Raw genomic sequence first — 16,182 nt, 5'->3', positions numbered from 1 at the left:
ATGACAGACCTGACCCTGATCCCAGCCACCAACGCGCCGATCCCGGCAGAGCCGTTTATCGGCAAACACCTGATCGATGGTGCCTGGGTCGAAAGCGCAGATGGCGCTTGGTTCGAGCGGCATTCCCCGGCCCATGGCGATCTGATCAGCCGCTCCGCGCAAGGCGGCGTGGCCGAGACCGAAGCGGCGATCGCCGCTGCACGGCGTGCCTTTGATGCGGGCGATTGGGCGTTTTCCTCCGGTGCTGATCGCGCGAAGATTTTACTGAAAGTCGCTGATCTTATTGACGAAAAGCGCGATCAGATCGTCTTGATCGAAACCCTTGAAAGCGGCAAGCCGATCAGCCAGGCCAAGGCCGAGATCGATGGCGCGGCAGACCTTTGGCGCTACGCCGCCGCGCTGGCGCGCACCATGCATGGAGACAGCCATAACAGCCTCGGACCCGACATGTTGGGGTTGGTGTTGAAAGAGCCGATCGGGGTCGTCTCGCTCATCACGCCCTGGAATTTCCCTTTCCTGATCATCAGCCAGAAACTGCCCTTTGCGCTCGCCGCGGGCTGCACGGCGGTGGTGAAACCCTCGGAAATGACCCCCTCGACGACCGTGATCCTCGGTGGGTTGCTGCAAGAGGCCGGGTTGCCTGCTGGCGTGGTCAACATCGTCTTGGGTCACGGCGACCCCGTTGGGGCGCTGATGTCGACCCATGCGGATGTGGATATGGTGTCTTTCACCGGCTCAACCGGTGTTGGCAAACGGATCAGCGCGGCCGCCTCGGAGACACTGAAAAAGGTCTCGCTGGAACTGGGTGGCAAGAATCCGCAGGTGATCTTCCCGGATGCCGATCTGGACGCCGCTGCCGATGCCATCACCTTCGGCATCTATTTCAACGCTGGCGAATGCTGTAACTCCGGCAGCCGGATCATTGTGCATGAGGACATTGCCGAGGCGCTGACAGAGAAGGTTGTGGCGCTCTCCCGCCGGGTGCCCTTTGGCGATCCGCTCGACTCGAAAACTCAAGTCGGCGCGATCATCTCGCCGGAGCATCAGGCCAAGATCGACGGCTACGTCAAGCAGGCCGTCGCCGCCGGTGCAACGCTGGCCCTTGGGGGCGCAGCACTGGACTTGGAGGGAATGGATGGCCAGTTCTACGGCCCAACGGTCGTCACCGGCGTCACGCCGGAGATGCCGATCGCCTCAGAAGAGGTGTTTGGCCCGGTTTTGTCTGTCCTGACGTTCCGCGATATGGAAGACGCGATTTCTCTCGCGAATTCCGCCTCTTACGGCCTCTCCGCCGGAGTTTGGAGCCGGGATGTCCATATCTGCCTGACCTTCTCCCGGCGGGTGCAGGCGGGCACGGTCTGGACCAATACCTGGATGGATGGCTTTGCCGAATTGCCTTTTGGCGGGGTGAAGCAAAGCGGGCAGGGGCGTGAGCTCGGGCACTATGGGTTGGAGGAGTTCCTGGAGGTCAAGACCGTTCAGATGCGCATTGGCGACACGCGTGCGCCTTGGGTGGCGTGATGTCAGCTTTTGTCGCCAAATCCAGCATCGGGTTTGAACATGACGTTCAGCTCCTCGGGCGGCTCGCCCGCCATCCGGCGGAGCAGCATCTCCGACATCGCCCGGCCCGTCGCGCGCAGGTCTTCGAAGACGGTTTCGATCCGTGGGCGGATATTGTCGAAAATCGGCGAGGCGCGCTTGGCCAGCACATCGGCCTCGACACCTGGGGTGACGCCGGTATCGTCCAGCGCCGAAAGCGTGACCAGCGCCATCACTTCGCCAACGCAGATATAGCCATCCGGCGGGTTCGGCTTCTGCCGCCGCTGGATCAGCGCCTCAGACACCGCGCGGGTCGAGGAATCGAGCGTCACATCGGTGACGATTTCATACTCGACGCCGGTCTCTCGAACGGCACTCATGAAGCCGTAACGCAAGTGTTGGGCAAAGGTGAACCGATCCTCGGGCAGGATCAGACTGATCCGTTTGCGGCCCTTTTCGACCAGCCGATGGACGGCAGCGCGCGCGAAAGCCTCGTTGTCGAAATCGACCCAAGCGTGGGGTGTGGTGAACTCGGTTCGTCCATGGCTGACAAAGGGAAACCCGCTTTCCATCAACAGCCGCGCGCGGGGATCAAAACACTCGGTGCGGGTGAACAGCAGCCCATCGGCCAAGTTGTTGCGAAGGATGGTGCGGACCGGCGCCAAGCGATCTTCCCCCACCTGATCCGGCACCACGGTTACGGAATAGCCGGTACCGCGAAGCGCCTCGGTGATGCCGGTCAGAAACTCATGGGTGAAGCCCAGAAACTCATGCTCGGTATTGAGCAGAAGGCTGACCACCTGCGTGCGCCCGGTTCGCAAGCGCCGCGCCGCACGGTCCGGGACATAGCCCACCGATTTCGCCGCCTTGGCGACCTTTTCACGCGTCGTTTTGGCGATTCGCGGGTCATCCGCCAAGGCGCGCGAAACGGTCGCAATTGCGAAGCCCGTCATCTCCGCAATGGTGCGGAGGGTCGGTTTTTCGCTTGGGGCAAGCGGGGCAATTTCGTCGGCGTCGCGGGTCATGGGGCGGGTCTATCCAGCAGGAGAATTACCTGCAACTATGGTCAGTTTTTGAAACGTTTCAACAGAAAAGCGTTTTGCGGGTGCATTGCGGCGTCGCGGCATTTATCACTTATAAAGGCAAGTAATTCGTGTTCACGATGCGTCGCTATGTCAAAGTTTATCGTTGACTTTGTGTCGAATTATAACGTTTTAATTCCGCCAGTCCAAAAGGGACTCGCGACAAAAAGGGAGGACAATCATGACATTCACTAGGAAACTGCCGCTCTCGGCAGCTGCGGTGGCCCTGTCGGTCACAGCCGTGGCGGCGCAAGAGGTTGAGGTGCTGCACTGGTGGACCTCAGGCGGCGAAGCGGCGGCGCTGAACGTGCTGAAAGGGGATCTGGAAGGCCAGGGCATCGGTTGGATGGACATGCCCGTCGCTGGCGGCGGCGGATCTGACGCGATGACCGTGCTGCGCGCCCGGGTGACGGCTGGCGATCCGCCGACCGCGGTGCAAATGCTCGGGTTCTCGATCCAGGATTGGGCCGCCGAAGGCGCGCTTGCAAATCTCGACGATCTGGCTGCTGAGCAGAACTGGTCCGATGTTGTGCCTGAGGCGTTGCAGCGCTTCTCCACCTATGACGGCTCTTGGGTGGCGGCGCCGGTGAACGTGCATTCGACCAACTGGGTCTGGGCAAATACCGCGTTGATGGAAGAGCTCGGCATCGAACAGCCCGGAACATGGGATGAGTTCGTCGCCGCAATGCAAGCGGCACAGGATGCAGGTTACACCGCGCTCGCCCATGGTGGACAAGCCTGGCAGGACGCTACGATCTTCGACTCCATGGTGATGGGCGTCGGCGGGCCGGAGTTCTATCAGGCCGCGATGGTCGATCTGGATGCGGACGCCCTAGGCTCCGATCAGATGGTTGAAGCGTTCCAGCGGATGGAAACCCTGCGCGGCTTCGTCGATGACAATTTCTCTGGTCGCGACTGGAACCTCGCCTCGGCGATGGTTGCCAATGGCGATGCGCTGTTCCAGATCATGGGCGACTGGGCAAAGGGGGAGTTCATCAATGCAGGTCAGACCGCCGGCGTCGAGTTCCAGTGCTTCCGCGTGCCCGGCACCGAAGGCACCGTGACCTTCAACTCCGACCAGTTTGCGATGTTCAACGTCTCAGACGAGACGGCAATGGCCTCGCAAATGTCCATGGCGTCGTCGGTGATGAGCCCGGAATTCCAGGTGGCGTTCAACACCGTCAAAGGCTCTGTGCCGGCACGGACCGACATCTCGGATGAAGCGTTTGACGCCTGCGGCCAGCTTGGCATGGCGCAGCTGGCGGAAGCGGCCGAGAACGGGACACTGTTTGGCTCCATGGCCCATGGCCACGCCAACAATCCGTCGGTGCAGAACGCGATGTATGATGTGATCACCGCACATTTCAACGGCGAGTATGACGCGGCCACCGCGGCCGAGGAAATGGTCACCGCTGTCTCGATCGCACAGTAAGCGATTGATCTGATCACCGTCCGGGCCGGGGTGCCCCGCCACCTCGGCCCGGACTTCCAAACGTATCTGCCAGAACCATTAGGGAGGGATCGCCATGGCCGCCAACGCGCCCACGGATTTGCGCACGCGCATCCAAGTCTGGCTGCCAAAGCTTGTCTTGGCGCCGTCCTTCGCGATGGTCCTGATCTTCGTTTACGGGTTTATCCTGTTCACCCTATATCTGAGCTTTACAGGCAGTCGCATGTTGCCCAGTTATGATTGGGTGGGCCTACAGAACTATCAGAACCTGTTCCGGATCCGCGAATGGGACACCGCGATCACCAATCTGGCGATTTTTGCCTCGCTCTACATCATCATTTGTACGCTGATCGGCCTCTTCCTCGCGATCTTCCTCGATCAGAAAATCCGGGGTGAGGGGGTGCTGCGCCCGATCTTCCTTTACCCGATGGCGCTCAGTTTCATCGTCACCGGCACCGCTTGGAAATGGTTTCTCGACCCCGGCATCGGGATCGAAGCGACGATGCATCTCTGGGGCTGGGAGAGTTTCGAATTTGACTGGATCAAAGACCGGGAGATGGCGATCTATACCGTCGTCATCGCGGCGGTCTGGCAAACCAGCGGCTTCGTCATGGCAATGTTCCTGGCGGGCCTGCGCGGTATCGACACCGAAATCCTGAAGGCGGCCCAGATGGACGGTGCGTCGAACTGGAACCTCTATCGCCGGGTCATCATCCCGCAGCTCCGGCCCGCTTTCCTAAGTGCATTTGTGATCCTCAGCCACCTGGCGATCAAATCCTATGACCTTGTCATTGCGCTGACCGGTGGTGGCCCCGGAAACGCGACTGCTGTGCCGGCGACCTTCATGTATTCCTATACCTTCACCCGGAACCAAATGGGGATCGGCGCCTCCTCGGCCGTGATCATGTTGATGACCATCGCCGCGATCATGGTGCCCTATCTCTATGCCGAACTTAGGGAGAAGAAGTGATGTCCATCGCCTCCCAAGACAGTGCCATTCGGATGAGCCGCGCCACGCGCACCTTCATCTATCTTTTCTTGCTGCTCTTCGCGCTTTTCTACCTTCTGCCCTTCTTCATCATGCTGGTGAACTCGGTCAAACCGCTTAGCGAGATCACCGGTGGCCAGATGATCGCCCTGCCGGAGGTCTGGACGATCCAGCCCTGGCTAGATGCCTGGTCCACGGCGCAGATCGGTGTCGAACCCACGGGCTTGCGTCCCTATTTCTGGAACTCGATCAGGATGGTCGTGCCAGCGGTGGTGATCTGCACGATCATCGGAGCATTGAACGGCTATATCCTGACCAAATGGCGGTTCCGGGGCGATACGTTGGTCTTCGGCCTGATGCTGTTTTCCTGCTTCATCCCGTTTCAGATCGTGCTGATCCCGATGGCCCGTATCCTTGGTATCCTCGATGTCGCGGGCACCACCGCGGGCCTCGTGCTGGTCCATGTGGTCTATGGCATCGGGTTCTCGACGCTCTATTTCCGCAACTACTACGCCGCCTTCCCGACGGAGCTGGTGCGGGCGGCGCAGATTGATGGGGCCGGGTTTTTCCAGATTTTCTGGCGCATCCTGATTCCGTCATCGGGGCCGATCACGGTTGTTTGCGTGATCTGGCTGTTCACCAATATCTGGAACGATTTCCTGTTTGGCGCCTCCTTCGCCAGCGGCGGCGGTGCGCCGATGACGGTGGCGCTGAACAACCTCGTCAATTCGTCGACCGGTGTGCGCGAATACAACGTCCATTTCGCCGGCGCGATCATGGCCGCCGGGCCCACCTTGCTCGTCTATATCGTTGCGGGCCGATATTTCGTGCGCGGTCTCATGGCCGGCTCAGTCAAAGGATAGACCCATGGGTTTTCTCGACATCAACAACGTCACCAAATCCTACGGCGCGGTCGAGGTATTGCACCAAGTCGATATCTCGGTGGAGGAGGGGGAGTTCCTAGTTCTGGTGGGCCCATCCGGCTGCGGAAAATCCACGCTGTTGAACATGATCGCGGGGCTTGAGGGGATCACGTCCGGTGAGATCGCGATCAAGGACAAGGTCGTGAATGGCGTCCACCCGTCCAAACGCAATATCGCGATGGTGTTTCAGTCCTATGCGCTCTACCCGAATATGACGGTTGGCCAGAACATCACCTTTGGTTTGGAAATGCATGGCACACCGAAGCCGGAGCGCGAGAAGGCGATGGCCGATGTGGCCAAGCTTCTGCAGATCGAAAACCTGCTCGACCGCAAGCCGGGCCAGCTTTCCGGCGGGCAGCGCCAGCGGGTTGCGATGGGCCGTGCCTTGGTGCGGAACCCGGATGTCTTCCTGTTTGATGAGCCGCTTTCCAATCTCGACGCGAAGCTGCGTGTCGATATGCGGACCGAGATCAAGAAACTGCACCAAAAGCTCAGCACAACAATCGTTTACGTGACCCATGATCAGATTGAGGCGATGACGCTTTCGACCCGGATCGCGGTGATGTTCAACGGCTATGTGCAGCAACTTGGCACGCCGAGCGAGATCTATAACAACCCCTCCAATCTATTTGTCGCGAGCTTCATGGGGTCGCCCTCGATGAACCTTCTGCCCGCGACGGTGGTGGACGAAAATGGCGCGCTTCATGCCGAGGTGACCGATGCCGAGGGCAAACCGGTCCGCCTGCGGTTCGCCGCAGAGTCCGCCAATTTGCGCGCCTATTTGGGCAAGGAGATCATCCTTGGTATCCGGCCCGAGGCGATCACCGACCCGGAAGGTGCGGATCGCAAGGCGCTGCATGTGCAAAGCTTCCCAAACACGGTGGGTGTCACGGAACCGGCCGGGGCCGACACATTCGTGACCTCGACCATCTCGGGCAAGGATTGCATCGCGCGGATGCGGGCCGATGCAAATGTGCATCCCGGCAGCGCATTTGATTTCGCGATCAATATGGACAAGGCTGTGGCGTTCGATCCCAAGACCGAAGATCGGATCGGCTGACCCATCGGGGCGGCCCGCGTGCCGCCCTTTCTTTTGAGTTGGAATTGGAAGGTTCCAAATGCGAGTTGCAGGATGAGCATCGACGTTTTGATCATTGGCTCCGGCATGGGCGGGGCCACATTGGCCGCCGCTCTGGCGCCGACCGGCGCACGCATTGTTATCCTGGAACGGGGTGAGCGCTTGGACGACTGCACCGATGCACGCGATCCGCAGGCGATATTCGGGGAGGGTGTGTTTCGGCCAGATGAGACATGGCTTGATGGAGCGGGGCAACCGTTCAATCCCGGCAATTACTATTGCGTTGGCGGCAACAGCAAATTCTATGGCGCGGTCTTGCTGCGCTATCGCGCGGCGGATTTTGCGCCGATTGCCCATCTGGGCGGCACGACGACTGGCTGGCCCATCACCTACGCGGCGCTTGAGCCGTGGTATCAGGCGGCCGAAGAGATGTATCAGGTGCGCGGGATGCTTGGCGAAGACCCGACCGAGCCGCCGCATTCCGGGGCTTACCCACATCCGCCGCTGCCCGATGAGTCCGAGATTGCCGATCTGCGCGCGCGTCTGATTGGGGTGGGGCTGCACCCTTCCTCTTTACCACTTGGCGTGGATTTGCCGAAGTGGTTGGCGCGCGCAGCGACGCCTTGGGACGCATTTCCAGATACAACCGGCGCCAAAATGGACGCGGAGAGCGTCGGGCTGGCCCAAGCTTTGGCGTTTGACAATGTGACGGTTGAGACGGGTGTGCATGTTGACAAGCTGCAGGTTGATGGCGCGGGCCGCATTCTCGGCGTTCACGCGACCGGGTCGACGGGCCAGGTCGAAATAACCGCTCGATATGTGGCACTGGCCGCTGGGGCCGTAAACACCGCCGCACTTTTGCTGCGGTCCGCGACTGAAGCTTACCCGACCGGTCTTGCCAACCGCTCCGATCAGGTCGGGCGGAATTTTATGAACCACAATTGCTCCGCCGCGCTGGCGATCCATCCGTTCCGCCGCAACCGCGCGACCTACCAAAAGACGCTGCAGATCAATGATTTCTATACCAGCGGCGGCCCTGGTGATGCACCGCTTGGCAATATCCAACTGCTTGGCCGGGTCTCCGCCCCGATCCTTGCGGCGCAGACGCGATTGCCACGTCCGCTGGCCCGCTGGATCGCGGATCATGCAATTGATTTCTATGTCATGTCGGAGGATCTGCCCGATCCGGAGAGCCGGGTGACGCTTAAAGAGGATCGGATCGTGCTGGATTGGAAGTGCTCCAATTGGGCGACCCATGAAGCCCTGGTTGCTCGCCTGAAACGGATCCTGCGCAAGGCGGGATTCCCGGTGATCCTCTCACGTCCCTTTGATCGCCGCACGCCGTCGCATCAATGCGGCACCGCGCGGATGGGGCGCGACCCGGCGACCAGCGTGGTCGACTCCTTCGGCCGGAGCTTCGATCATCCCAATCTCTTTATCACCGATGCCAGCATTTTGCCGACCTCGGCCGCCGTGAACCCGGCGCTTACCATCGCCGCCAACGCGTTGCGCAGCGCGGCACATATCACAGAAACGGAGCTTGCCGGATGACCCGCGTCGCGTTGATCACTGGGGGACAACAAGGGATTGGGTTTGGCATTGCGCAAGCCCTGAAAGAGGCCGGGTTTCGGGTTGCGATTTGCGCGGAGCTTCCGGCAGATAGCGTTGCAGTTCGAGAGGCCGTTTCGGCGTTGGGCTTAGAGTATTTTCAATATGATTTGAGTGAGATAGGCGGCGAAGCTCGCCTTCTTGACGCCGTTGGCGAGCGTCTCGGACCGGTGAGTTGTTTTGTCTCCAATGCGGGCGTACCGGCCAAGATCCGGGGTGACATGCTCGAGATGACCGTCGAGAGTTTCGATCACGTGATGGCCGTCAACCTGCGCGGCGGGTTCTTCCTGGCGCAAGAGGTGGCCCGGCGCATGTTGGCCGCCCTGGATGGGCCCTATCGATCGATCCAGTTCATCACCTCGGTCAGTGCCGAAATGGTCTCGGTTGAGCGGGCCGAATACTGCATCTCGAAAGCCGCTGCCGCAATGATGGCGCAGCTCTATGCGGCTCGGCTGGCCGAGGCGGGGATCGGTGTTTTCGACCTGCGTCCCGGCATCATCGACACCCCGATGACCGCGGCGGTGAAAGACAAATATGACGCGTCGATTCAGGCCGGTTTGGTCCCGGCGAAACGATGGGGCGAGCCCGCCGATATCGGGCGCGCGGTTGCGGCCTTGGCGAGCGGACAATTCGCCTTCGCGACCGGGGCAGTGATCCCGGTCGATGGCGGCTTGTCGATCCAGCGGTTGTGAGGGGAAGATGGCGGAGAGCTACGACATTATCATCGTTGGCGGCGGAAGCGCCGGGTGCGTCCTCGCGGCGCGGCTGTCTGAGTCCGCTGACCTAACGGTTTGCCTGTTAGAGGCCGGGGGCCGCGATTGGCATCCGTTCTACAAGATGCCTGCCGGGTTCGCCAAAATGACTAAAGGGATCGGCGCCTGGGGCTGGCAGACCGTGCCGCAGCGGCACATGCAGAACCGCGTACTCAACTATACGCAAGCTCGGGTGATCGGTGGCGGTTCGACCGTCAATGCGCAGATCTACACGCGCGGCAATGCGCTCGATTACGATGAGTGGCGGCAGATCGGGTGCGATGGCTGGGGCTACGACGATGTGCTGCCTTACTTTCGCAAGGCTGAGGACAATGACACCTATAACAACACTTATCACGGGCAGGGCGGTCCGCTTGGCGTCTCACAACCCCGCGCGCCCTTGCCGATCTGCGATGCGTATTTCGACGCAGCGGCTGAGTTGGGCATTCCGCGCAATCATGACATGACAGGAGAGACCCAAGATGGTGTTGGATTTTATCAACTTACTCAAAAACATGCGCGCCGATCTTCAACTTCGGCTGCGTATCTAAAACCGGCTCGCAATCGGCCCAATTTGACGGTCAAAACTGGTGTTCAAGTGCGCCGGCTCATTGTTGAAAACCATCGTGCGGTTGGTGTGGAACTGATGGATGGCGCTCGGGTGATGGCGGAGCAGGAGGTGATCTTGTCTTCCGGCGCGATCGGATCGCCCAGATTGCTGATGCTCTCCGGGCTTGGCCCGGCGGATCATCTGCGAGAGGTGGGTGTTGACGTGATCCTCGATCAGCCGGAGATCGGTGCCAATCTACAAGATCACCTGGACCTGTTTACCATCTCCGAATGCACCGGCGATCATACCTATGACAAATATGCCAAGCCACATTGGTCCGCGGTTGCGGGGCTGCAATATCTGCTCACCAAGCGCGGGCCGGTGGCCTCCAGCCTCTTTGAAACGGGCGGATTTTGGTATGCCGAAGAGGGCGCGCGCAGCCCGGATATTCAGTTCCATCTTGGCCTCGGCTCCGGGATCGAAGCGGGCGTTGCGAAGATGGCGAACCCCGGTGTCACCCTCAACTCGGCTTATCTGCGCCCCAGGTCGCGTGGCACCGTGCGATTGGCCGGTGCGGACCCGGCGGCCGCGCCCCTCATCGATCCGAATTACTGGGCCGACCCGCATGATCGCGAGATGTCGATCCGGGGGCTGAAACTGGCGCAGGAGATTCTGCGCCAGGATGCGCTGAAACCCTTCGTGAAGCGGGAGGTGTTGCCTGGCCCGGATGTTCAGAGCGACGAAGAGCTCCACGACTTCGCCTGCGCCAATGCCAAGACAGACCATCACCCGGCGGGGACGTGCCGCATGGGTCCGGATGCTGCGGCGGTGGTCGATACCAGACTGAAATTCAATGGGATCAGTGGGTTGCGCGTGGTCGATGCGTCGATCATGCCGCGGCTGATTTCCTCCAATACCAATGCGCCGACCATCATGATCGCAGAGAAAGCCGCCGACATGATCCGCGCCGATCATGGGGTATGATCCGATGCTGCTCCCAACCTATTCCGGCACGCTGGAACCCTACAGATTGCAAGGTGATCCGCTAACCCCACGCGCGCCATCGGTACCCTTCACCCGCACGGCCTTTGCGGCGGCCCATGTGGTGAGTGATCCCTTGGCCGAACGCGCGCCCTGGCAGGGGCGGCCAGCGGTGGATTGGGACAGCACGTTGAAATTCCGCCATTATCTTTGGGATCAGGGGCTTGGTCTCGCCGAAGCGATGGACACGGCACAGCGCGGGATGGGGGTGGATTGGGCCACTGCTAAAGAGCTAATCGAGCGCACCATGATCGAGGCGAAGGCGCATCCGCTAACCCCGCGCGTGGCCTGCGGCGCTGGAACCGATCAGGTGCCGTTGGAAGAACTCCGCACCGCCGATGCCATTATCGCGGCGTATGAAGAGCAAATGGCGGCGATTGAGGCGGCGGATGGGCAGATCATCTTGATGGCGACCCGCGCGCTGCCGGCGATCGGGGCGGATGCCGAAACCTATGCGCGCGTTTATGGCCATTTGCTTGGCCAAGCAAAGGATCCTGTGATCTTGCACTGGCTCGGCGATATGTTTGATCCGGCGCTGTCTGGCTATTGGGGCAGCGCTGATGTGGCCGCCGCGTCCGACGCGGTGCTGGCGATCATCAAGGCGCATCAACATAAGGTCGATGGCATAAAGATCTCCCTTTTGGATCAGGCTCATGAAGAAGCCTTCCGCGCGCGGCTGCCGGAGGATGTCCGGCTCTACACCGGTGATGATTTCAACTATGCGCCCTTGATCGAGGGCGACGGGGCACACCATTCCCACGCGCTTCTCGGCATTTTCGCGGCGATCGCACCTGCCGCGGCGCAGGCGCTTGGGGCGCTCGCGCAGGGCGATCCTCAGACCTATCACGCGCTTCTGGCACCAACCGTTCCGCTGAGCCGAGAAATCTTCAAAGCTCCCACGCAATTCTACAAAGCGGACATCGCCTTTCTGGCTTGGCTGAACGGTGCGCAGGACCATTTCATCATGCCCGGCGGGTTCCAATCCGCCCGCGAGATTACCCATTATGCGGAGGTCTTTCGCCTTGCGGATCAGGCGCGGCTTTTGGCCCGGCCTGATCTGGCGGAGGCGCGGATGCGCGTGTTATTGGGCGTGTATGGGATCGACTGGGGATAGGCGGGGTTGAGCAAAAGACCGACCATATTGGATGTGGCCGACCATGCGGGCGTGTCAAAATCCACGGTTTCGCTGGTGTTGCAGCGGAGCCCGCTGGTCAAGGCGGAGACCGCTGATCTGGTGCGCAAATCTATGGCCGATCTGGGCTATGTCTATAACCGGGCGGCGGCGCAATTGCGCGCGGGCGGCGTGGGCCTGATCGGGATGGTGATCAACGACCTCCGCAACCCGTTTTTCACCGAATTTGCCACCTCTGTGCAGATGAGCCTCGCCGCGCGCGGCTATGCCACGATCATCTCGAACACTGATGAGGACGACGCGTTGCAGGCCCAGGTTGCAGGCTCGATGATTGAGCATGGCGTGTCAGGCTTGGTAATTTCACCCGCCTATGGCGAGACGGAGGCGATGTTCGACCGGATCGCGCGCGCCGGTCTGCCGTGTCTACAGATGTTGCGCTGCGCGGATCCGCGGACCGATCTCTTCCCATTTGCGTCCTTCGACTACGCAACCGGCGGGGCGGAGGCGACGCAGCATCTCTTGGACACTGGCGCTGAGAATATCGCCTTCGTCGGCGGGGTGGAGGGGTTGCCGATCACACAAGAGCGGCTGTCGGGCTATCTCAGCACGCTGGCCGCCGCAGGACGCAAACCGTTCATCTTGCCCGGTCGCGCAGCGCGGGGGTTCGGACGGGAGGCGGCCTTGCAACTGACACGGGACCATCCCAAGATCGATGCGGCTGTGTGTTTTAATGACCTCGTGGCCCTGGGCATGTTGTCGGGCTTTGCGGAGATTGGCCGCAAGGTCGGACCTGAGTTTCAAGTGGTCGGCTTCGACGATATCGAAGAATGTGCACAGGTTTATCCACAGCTCTCCTCGGTGAGTTGTGATATTGCAAGTTTCGGAGATTTTTCGGCTAATTTGATGTTAAATTGGTTGGAGAATGGAAGGAAGCCACCATCGGAGTATTATACCGATGTGCATCTCGTAACCCGGGCCTCCAGTCAACGAGGGCAGATATGACACCAGAAACCCGCCTCCGCGCCCTCTTTGACCGGGCGGTCGAAGTCGCGGACCCGATGCGCAGCTTGCCGGATCACCTGCCGCCCAAACCAGATGGCCGGGTGCTGGTGGTCGGCGCGGGCAAAGCGTCGGCCCGTATGGCGGAAGCGGTGGAGAGCGTTTGGGGGCCTTGCGACGGGCTCGTCATCACGCGCTATGGCTATGCGCGCCCTTGCCAGGGCATCGAGATTGTCGAGGCGGCGCATCCCGTGCCGGACGCAGCCGGGCAGGCGGCAACCGCCCGCATGTTGGCGTTGCTTGACGGCCTTGGCCCAGATGATTTTGTCTTGGCGCTGATCTCGGGTGGGGCTTCGGCTTTGCTGGTGCAGCCCGCGGGCGAGATCAGTTTGGACGAAAAGCAAGCGATCAACGCCGCGCTTTTGGCCTCCGGCGCGCCGATTGATCAGATGAATACGGTGCGCAAACATCTGAGCCGGGTGAAGGGGGGCAACTGGCCGCCGCAGCCTATCCCGCCAAGATGTTGACCTTGCTGATTTCCGATGTGCCGGGCGACGATCCGGCCTTTATCGGGTCCGGTCCAACCGTGGCCGATAGCAGCACCCCACAAGACGCCGCACGCATTTTGTCGGAGTGGCGGATCGACATATCGGACTCGGTGGGCGCGGTTTTGTCCGCGCCCACTGGGGTCCTGCCTCCCGGCGACCCGCGTTTGGAAACGGTTGAGAACCGCCTCTACGCCGCGCCGTCGCAATCTCTGGCTGCCGCCGCAGAACTGGCGGAGCAGGGGGTATAACCGTCGAAATCCTGAGTGATGCGCTTGAGGGAGAGGCCCGCGACGTTGCGGCCGAACACGCCGCCCTTGCGCTGACCCGCCAACGGGCGATGGCACCTGGCGCCGCGCCACATCTGATCCTTTCGGGCGGTGAACTGACCGTGACGCGCCGCGGCGCGGGCGTTGGCGGGCCGAACGCGGAGTATGCGCTCGCGCTGGCTTTGGCGTTAAAGGGGGCGCCAGGTATCCACGCACTGGCCTGTGACACGGATGGCGTGGATGGGGCGGCGGAGGTTGCCGGTGCCGTGATCGGGCCGCAGACTCTGGTCAAAGCAGTGGCGGCGGGGGCGGATGCGGCGGAGGCTTTAGCGCAGAACGACGCGCATGGGTTCTTCGCGGCTTTGGGCGATCAAGTGATCACCGGGCCGACCCTGACAAATGTGAATGATTTCCGCGCCATTTTAATTGAAGGACCTGCATAACATGCTGAAACATAGTGTTTATATCGCCGCGCATGATTCAGACGCCTTGGCGAAAGTGTCCGATGCGATGACGTTGATTGAAGGGCTTCAAGCAGAGCTACCCGGCATGCTGGACCTCGCCCATGGGCCCAACCTGGATTTCGAGCAAAAATCCCAGACCTATTCCTACGGATTCATCATCACCTTCACCGACCGGGCGGCGCATCTGGAATATGAGACCCATCTTGACCATCAAGCGGCAGGCGCGCTCTTGGTGGCTGCGGCGACTGGCGGCCATGACGGCATTTTCGTCGCTGATTTGGACGTCAGTGCTCAGCTCTAGCGTCTTGACAGAGAAAGCATATCCATAGAGCCCTGAAATTGTTAAGACATGTCCGAATACTCCGGACCTGCCAGGTTGAGGACACATGCGAAGCTTTCAAACCGCCCGACCACAGGTGGCGCGATGACCGATAACCAGACCCAAGCGGCGCTTTTGGCGCGCGTTGCCGAGGGCGACAAACAGGCGCTTGCGGCGCTTTATAAGGCGCTGGAGAAGCCGGTTTTCCGATTTATCCGCTCCAGATTGAACGATTCCTTTGAAGCCAGCGACATACTCCATGACGTGTTTATGGAGGTTTGGCGTTCCGCCGGCCGTTTCGAAGGAAGATCAAAAGTGCAGACATGGATTTTTGGCATTGCCTACCGAAAGGTGATCGACGCGCACCGCAAACGCGGGCGCACCGATCTGATGGGAGAAACCCCCGACAGCGTGGATGATAGCCCCGATGCGGAGACCTGTTTGGCCTCGAGCCAAGAGGCGGAGCATGTGCGTCATTGCCTAGAGACGTTGAAGGATGACCACCGCGCCGCGATCGCGATGGCCTTCTATGACGACATGACCTATGGCGAGATTGCCGAGGTTGCGGGCGTGCCCGAGGGCACAATCAAAACCCGGGTCTTTCACGCCAAGAAACTGTTGATGCGCTGTCTCTCGGGCCTTGTGGAACGGAGGGTTCCGGCATGACCCAGAATATCGAAGAACTGCTGCCGTTTTATGCCAATGGAACACTGGACGAGGCGGAACGCGCCGATGTCGAAGCAGCCCTTGCCGAAGATGGCGATTTGCGCGCCGAGTTGGAAGTGCTGATGGCGCTCCGCGAAGCGATGCAGGCCGAAGCGGTGCAGAGCCCTGGCGAGTTTGGGTTGGCGCGGCTGATGCGGGATGTGGAGGGCACGGAGCAGGACATTACACCAACAGCCTCGCCCGAAAATGTCGTTCCGCTCCGACGGCTCAGGGTCTGGCAGATTGCGGCTGCGCTGGTTTTGGCGGCGGGCTTGGCGCAAACGGTCTTTGTGATGACCGCGCCGGATCAGCCCGGCTTCGAATTGGCCAGCGGTGGTGGTGCAACGCAGGGTGAGGCGGCCTTTGTCGTCGGGTTCGCACCGGGGACGTCCGAAGCCGAGATGCGGGACCTTCTTCTGACAGCCGGGGTGGAGATCATTTCCGGCCCGTCTGCCCTCGGGCTTTACGAATTGGCGATCTTCGACGATGCTATGGCGGAGTCCGCAGCCGAGATTTTAAGGGCTGCCGAGGGTGGGATCATCGATACCTTTGAGGCGATGGCCACTGATTAAGAGGCCGTGACCATGCAACGACTGGCGGCATTGCTCATTTTCGTGACGGCTTTCGCCGTGGCAGGGCCTATGGCTTCGGCACAAACAACCGGGGGCCAAGGTGGCCAAGGCGTTGTCACCAACAGGGATGATGACGGCGAAGGCACGCGCGGCGGCGCGCATCGCG

At 60.8% G+C, this 16,182-nt stretch carries 14 protein-coding genes and 1 pseudogene; 14 read left to right on the top strand and 1 reads right to left on the bottom strand.

The window, feature by feature from the left end; translation table 11 throughout:
* Window positions 1–1,521, top strand: coding sequence for an aldehyde dehydrogenase family protein (locus QTA57_RS16230; RefSeq protein ID WP_290152481.1), 1,521 nt, complete (start codon window positions 1–3; stop codon window positions 1,519–1,521).
* A gap of 2 nt (window positions 1,522–1,523) precedes the next feature.
* On the opposite strand, the gene QTA57_RS16225 is transcribed toward QTA57_RS16230, so the two are convergent.
* On the bottom strand, window positions 1,524–2,564 hold the full coding sequence (locus QTA57_RS16225; protein ID WP_290152479.1) for a LacI family transcriptional regulator: 1,041 nt from the start codon (window positions 2,562–2,564) through the stop codon (window positions 1,524–1,526).
* A 238-nt stretch (window positions 2,565–2,802) separates the two neighbouring features.
* Here QTA57_RS16225 and QTA57_RS16220 point away from each other — a divergent pair, with 238 nt between their 5' ends.
* The 13 genes and pseudogenes from QTA57_RS16220 to QTA57_RS16160 all read left to right on the top strand — a co-directional run bounded on the left by QTA57_RS16220 (window position 2,803) and on the right by QTA57_RS16160 (window position 16,016).
* Window positions 2,803–4,053, top strand: coding sequence for an ABC transporter substrate-binding protein (locus QTA57_RS16220; protein ID WP_290152478.1), 1,251 nt, complete (start codon window positions 2,803–2,805; stop codon window positions 4,051–4,053).
* Between the two features lie 94 nt (window positions 4,054–4,147).
* A complete protein-coding gene (locus tag QTA57_RS16215) occupies window positions 4,148–5,041 on the top strand; it encodes a carbohydrate ABC transporter permease (RefSeq protein ID WP_171558481.1) in 894 nt (297 codons plus the stop codon).
* Entirely contained in the window at window positions 5,041–5,922 is an 882-nt protein-coding gene (locus tag QTA57_RS16210; RefSeq protein ID WP_290152475.1) for a carbohydrate ABC transporter permease, read from the top strand. Before QTA57_RS16215 ends, QTA57_RS16210 begins: the two co-directional genes overlap by 1 nt.
* 4 nt (window positions 5,923–5,926) lie before the next feature.
* On the top strand, window positions 5,927–7,042 hold the full coding sequence (locus tag QTA57_RS16205) for an ABC transporter ATP-binding protein (RefSeq protein WP_290152474.1): 1,116 nt from the start codon (window positions 5,927–5,929) through the stop codon (window positions 7,040–7,042).
* Between the two features lie 72 nt (window positions 7,043–7,114).
* A complete protein-coding gene (locus QTA57_RS16200) occupies window positions 7,115–8,611 on the top strand; it encodes an FAD-dependent oxidoreductase (RefSeq protein ID WP_290152473.1) in 1,497 nt (498 codons plus the stop codon).
* Window positions 8,608–9,360 carry a 3-ketoacyl-ACP reductase gene (locus QTA57_RS16195; protein WP_290152472.1) on the top strand — a complete coding sequence of 251 codons (753 nt, stop codon included), beginning with the start codon at window positions 8,608–8,610 and terminating at the stop codon, window positions 9,358–9,360. Before QTA57_RS16200 ends, QTA57_RS16195 begins: the two co-directional genes overlap by 4 nt.
* Before the next feature lie 7 nt (window positions 9,361–9,367).
* The gene (locus QTA57_RS16190; RefSeq protein ID WP_290152470.1) at window positions 9,368–10,954 is read left to right on the top strand and encodes a GMC family oxidoreductase; all 1,587 of its coding nucleotides are present in this window, start codon (window positions 9,368–9,370) and stop codon (window positions 10,952–10,954) included.
* A gap of 4 nt (window positions 10,955–10,958) precedes the next feature.
* Window positions 10,959–12,125, top strand: coding sequence for a dihydrodipicolinate synthase family protein (locus QTA57_RS16185; protein ID WP_290152469.1), 1,167 nt, complete (start codon window positions 10,959–10,961; stop codon window positions 12,123–12,125).
* 6 nt (window positions 12,126–12,131) lie between these two features.
* Complete coding sequence (locus tag QTA57_RS16180; protein ID WP_290152468.1) at window positions 12,132–13,145, top strand: LacI family DNA-binding transcriptional regulator; 1,014 nt, start codon at window positions 12,132–12,134, stop codon at window positions 13,143–13,145.
* Window positions 13,142–14,399, top strand: a pseudogene (locus tag QTA57_RS16175) (glycerate kinase type-2 family protein). The gene QTA57_RS16180 and the pseudogene QTA57_RS16175 overlap by 4 nt, the downstream one beginning before the upstream one ends.
* Before the next feature lies 1 nt (window position 14,400).
* Window positions 14,401–14,721, top strand: a complete 321-nt coding sequence (locus tag QTA57_RS16170) for a Dabb family protein (RefSeq protein ID WP_290152465.1) — start codon at window positions 14,401–14,403, stop codon at window positions 14,719–14,721.
* A 123-nt stretch (window positions 14,722–14,844) separates the two neighbouring features.
* Window positions 14,845–15,405: an RNA polymerase sigma factor gene (locus tag QTA57_RS16165; RefSeq protein ID WP_171558495.1), complete on the top strand. Its 561-nt coding sequence runs from the start codon at window positions 14,845–14,847 to the stop codon at window positions 15,403–15,405.
* On the top strand, window positions 15,402–16,016 hold the full coding sequence (locus tag QTA57_RS16160; RefSeq protein ID WP_290152462.1) for an anti-sigma factor: 615 nt from the start codon (window positions 15,402–15,404) through the stop codon (window positions 16,014–16,016). The genes QTA57_RS16165 and QTA57_RS16160 overlap by 4 nt, the downstream gene beginning before the upstream one ends.
* The last annotated feature ends 166 nt before the right edge of the window (window positions 16,017–16,182 follow it).

This window comes from Fontisubflavum oceani, assembly GCF_030407165.1.
GTDB classification, from domain to species: domain Bacteria; phylum Pseudomonadota; class Alphaproteobacteria; order Rhodobacterales; family Rhodobacteraceae; genus Rhodophyticola; species Rhodophyticola oceani.
The sequence above is the reverse complement of the archived record's forward strand: the minus strand, read 5'-3'. Positions and strand labels throughout refer to the sequence as shown.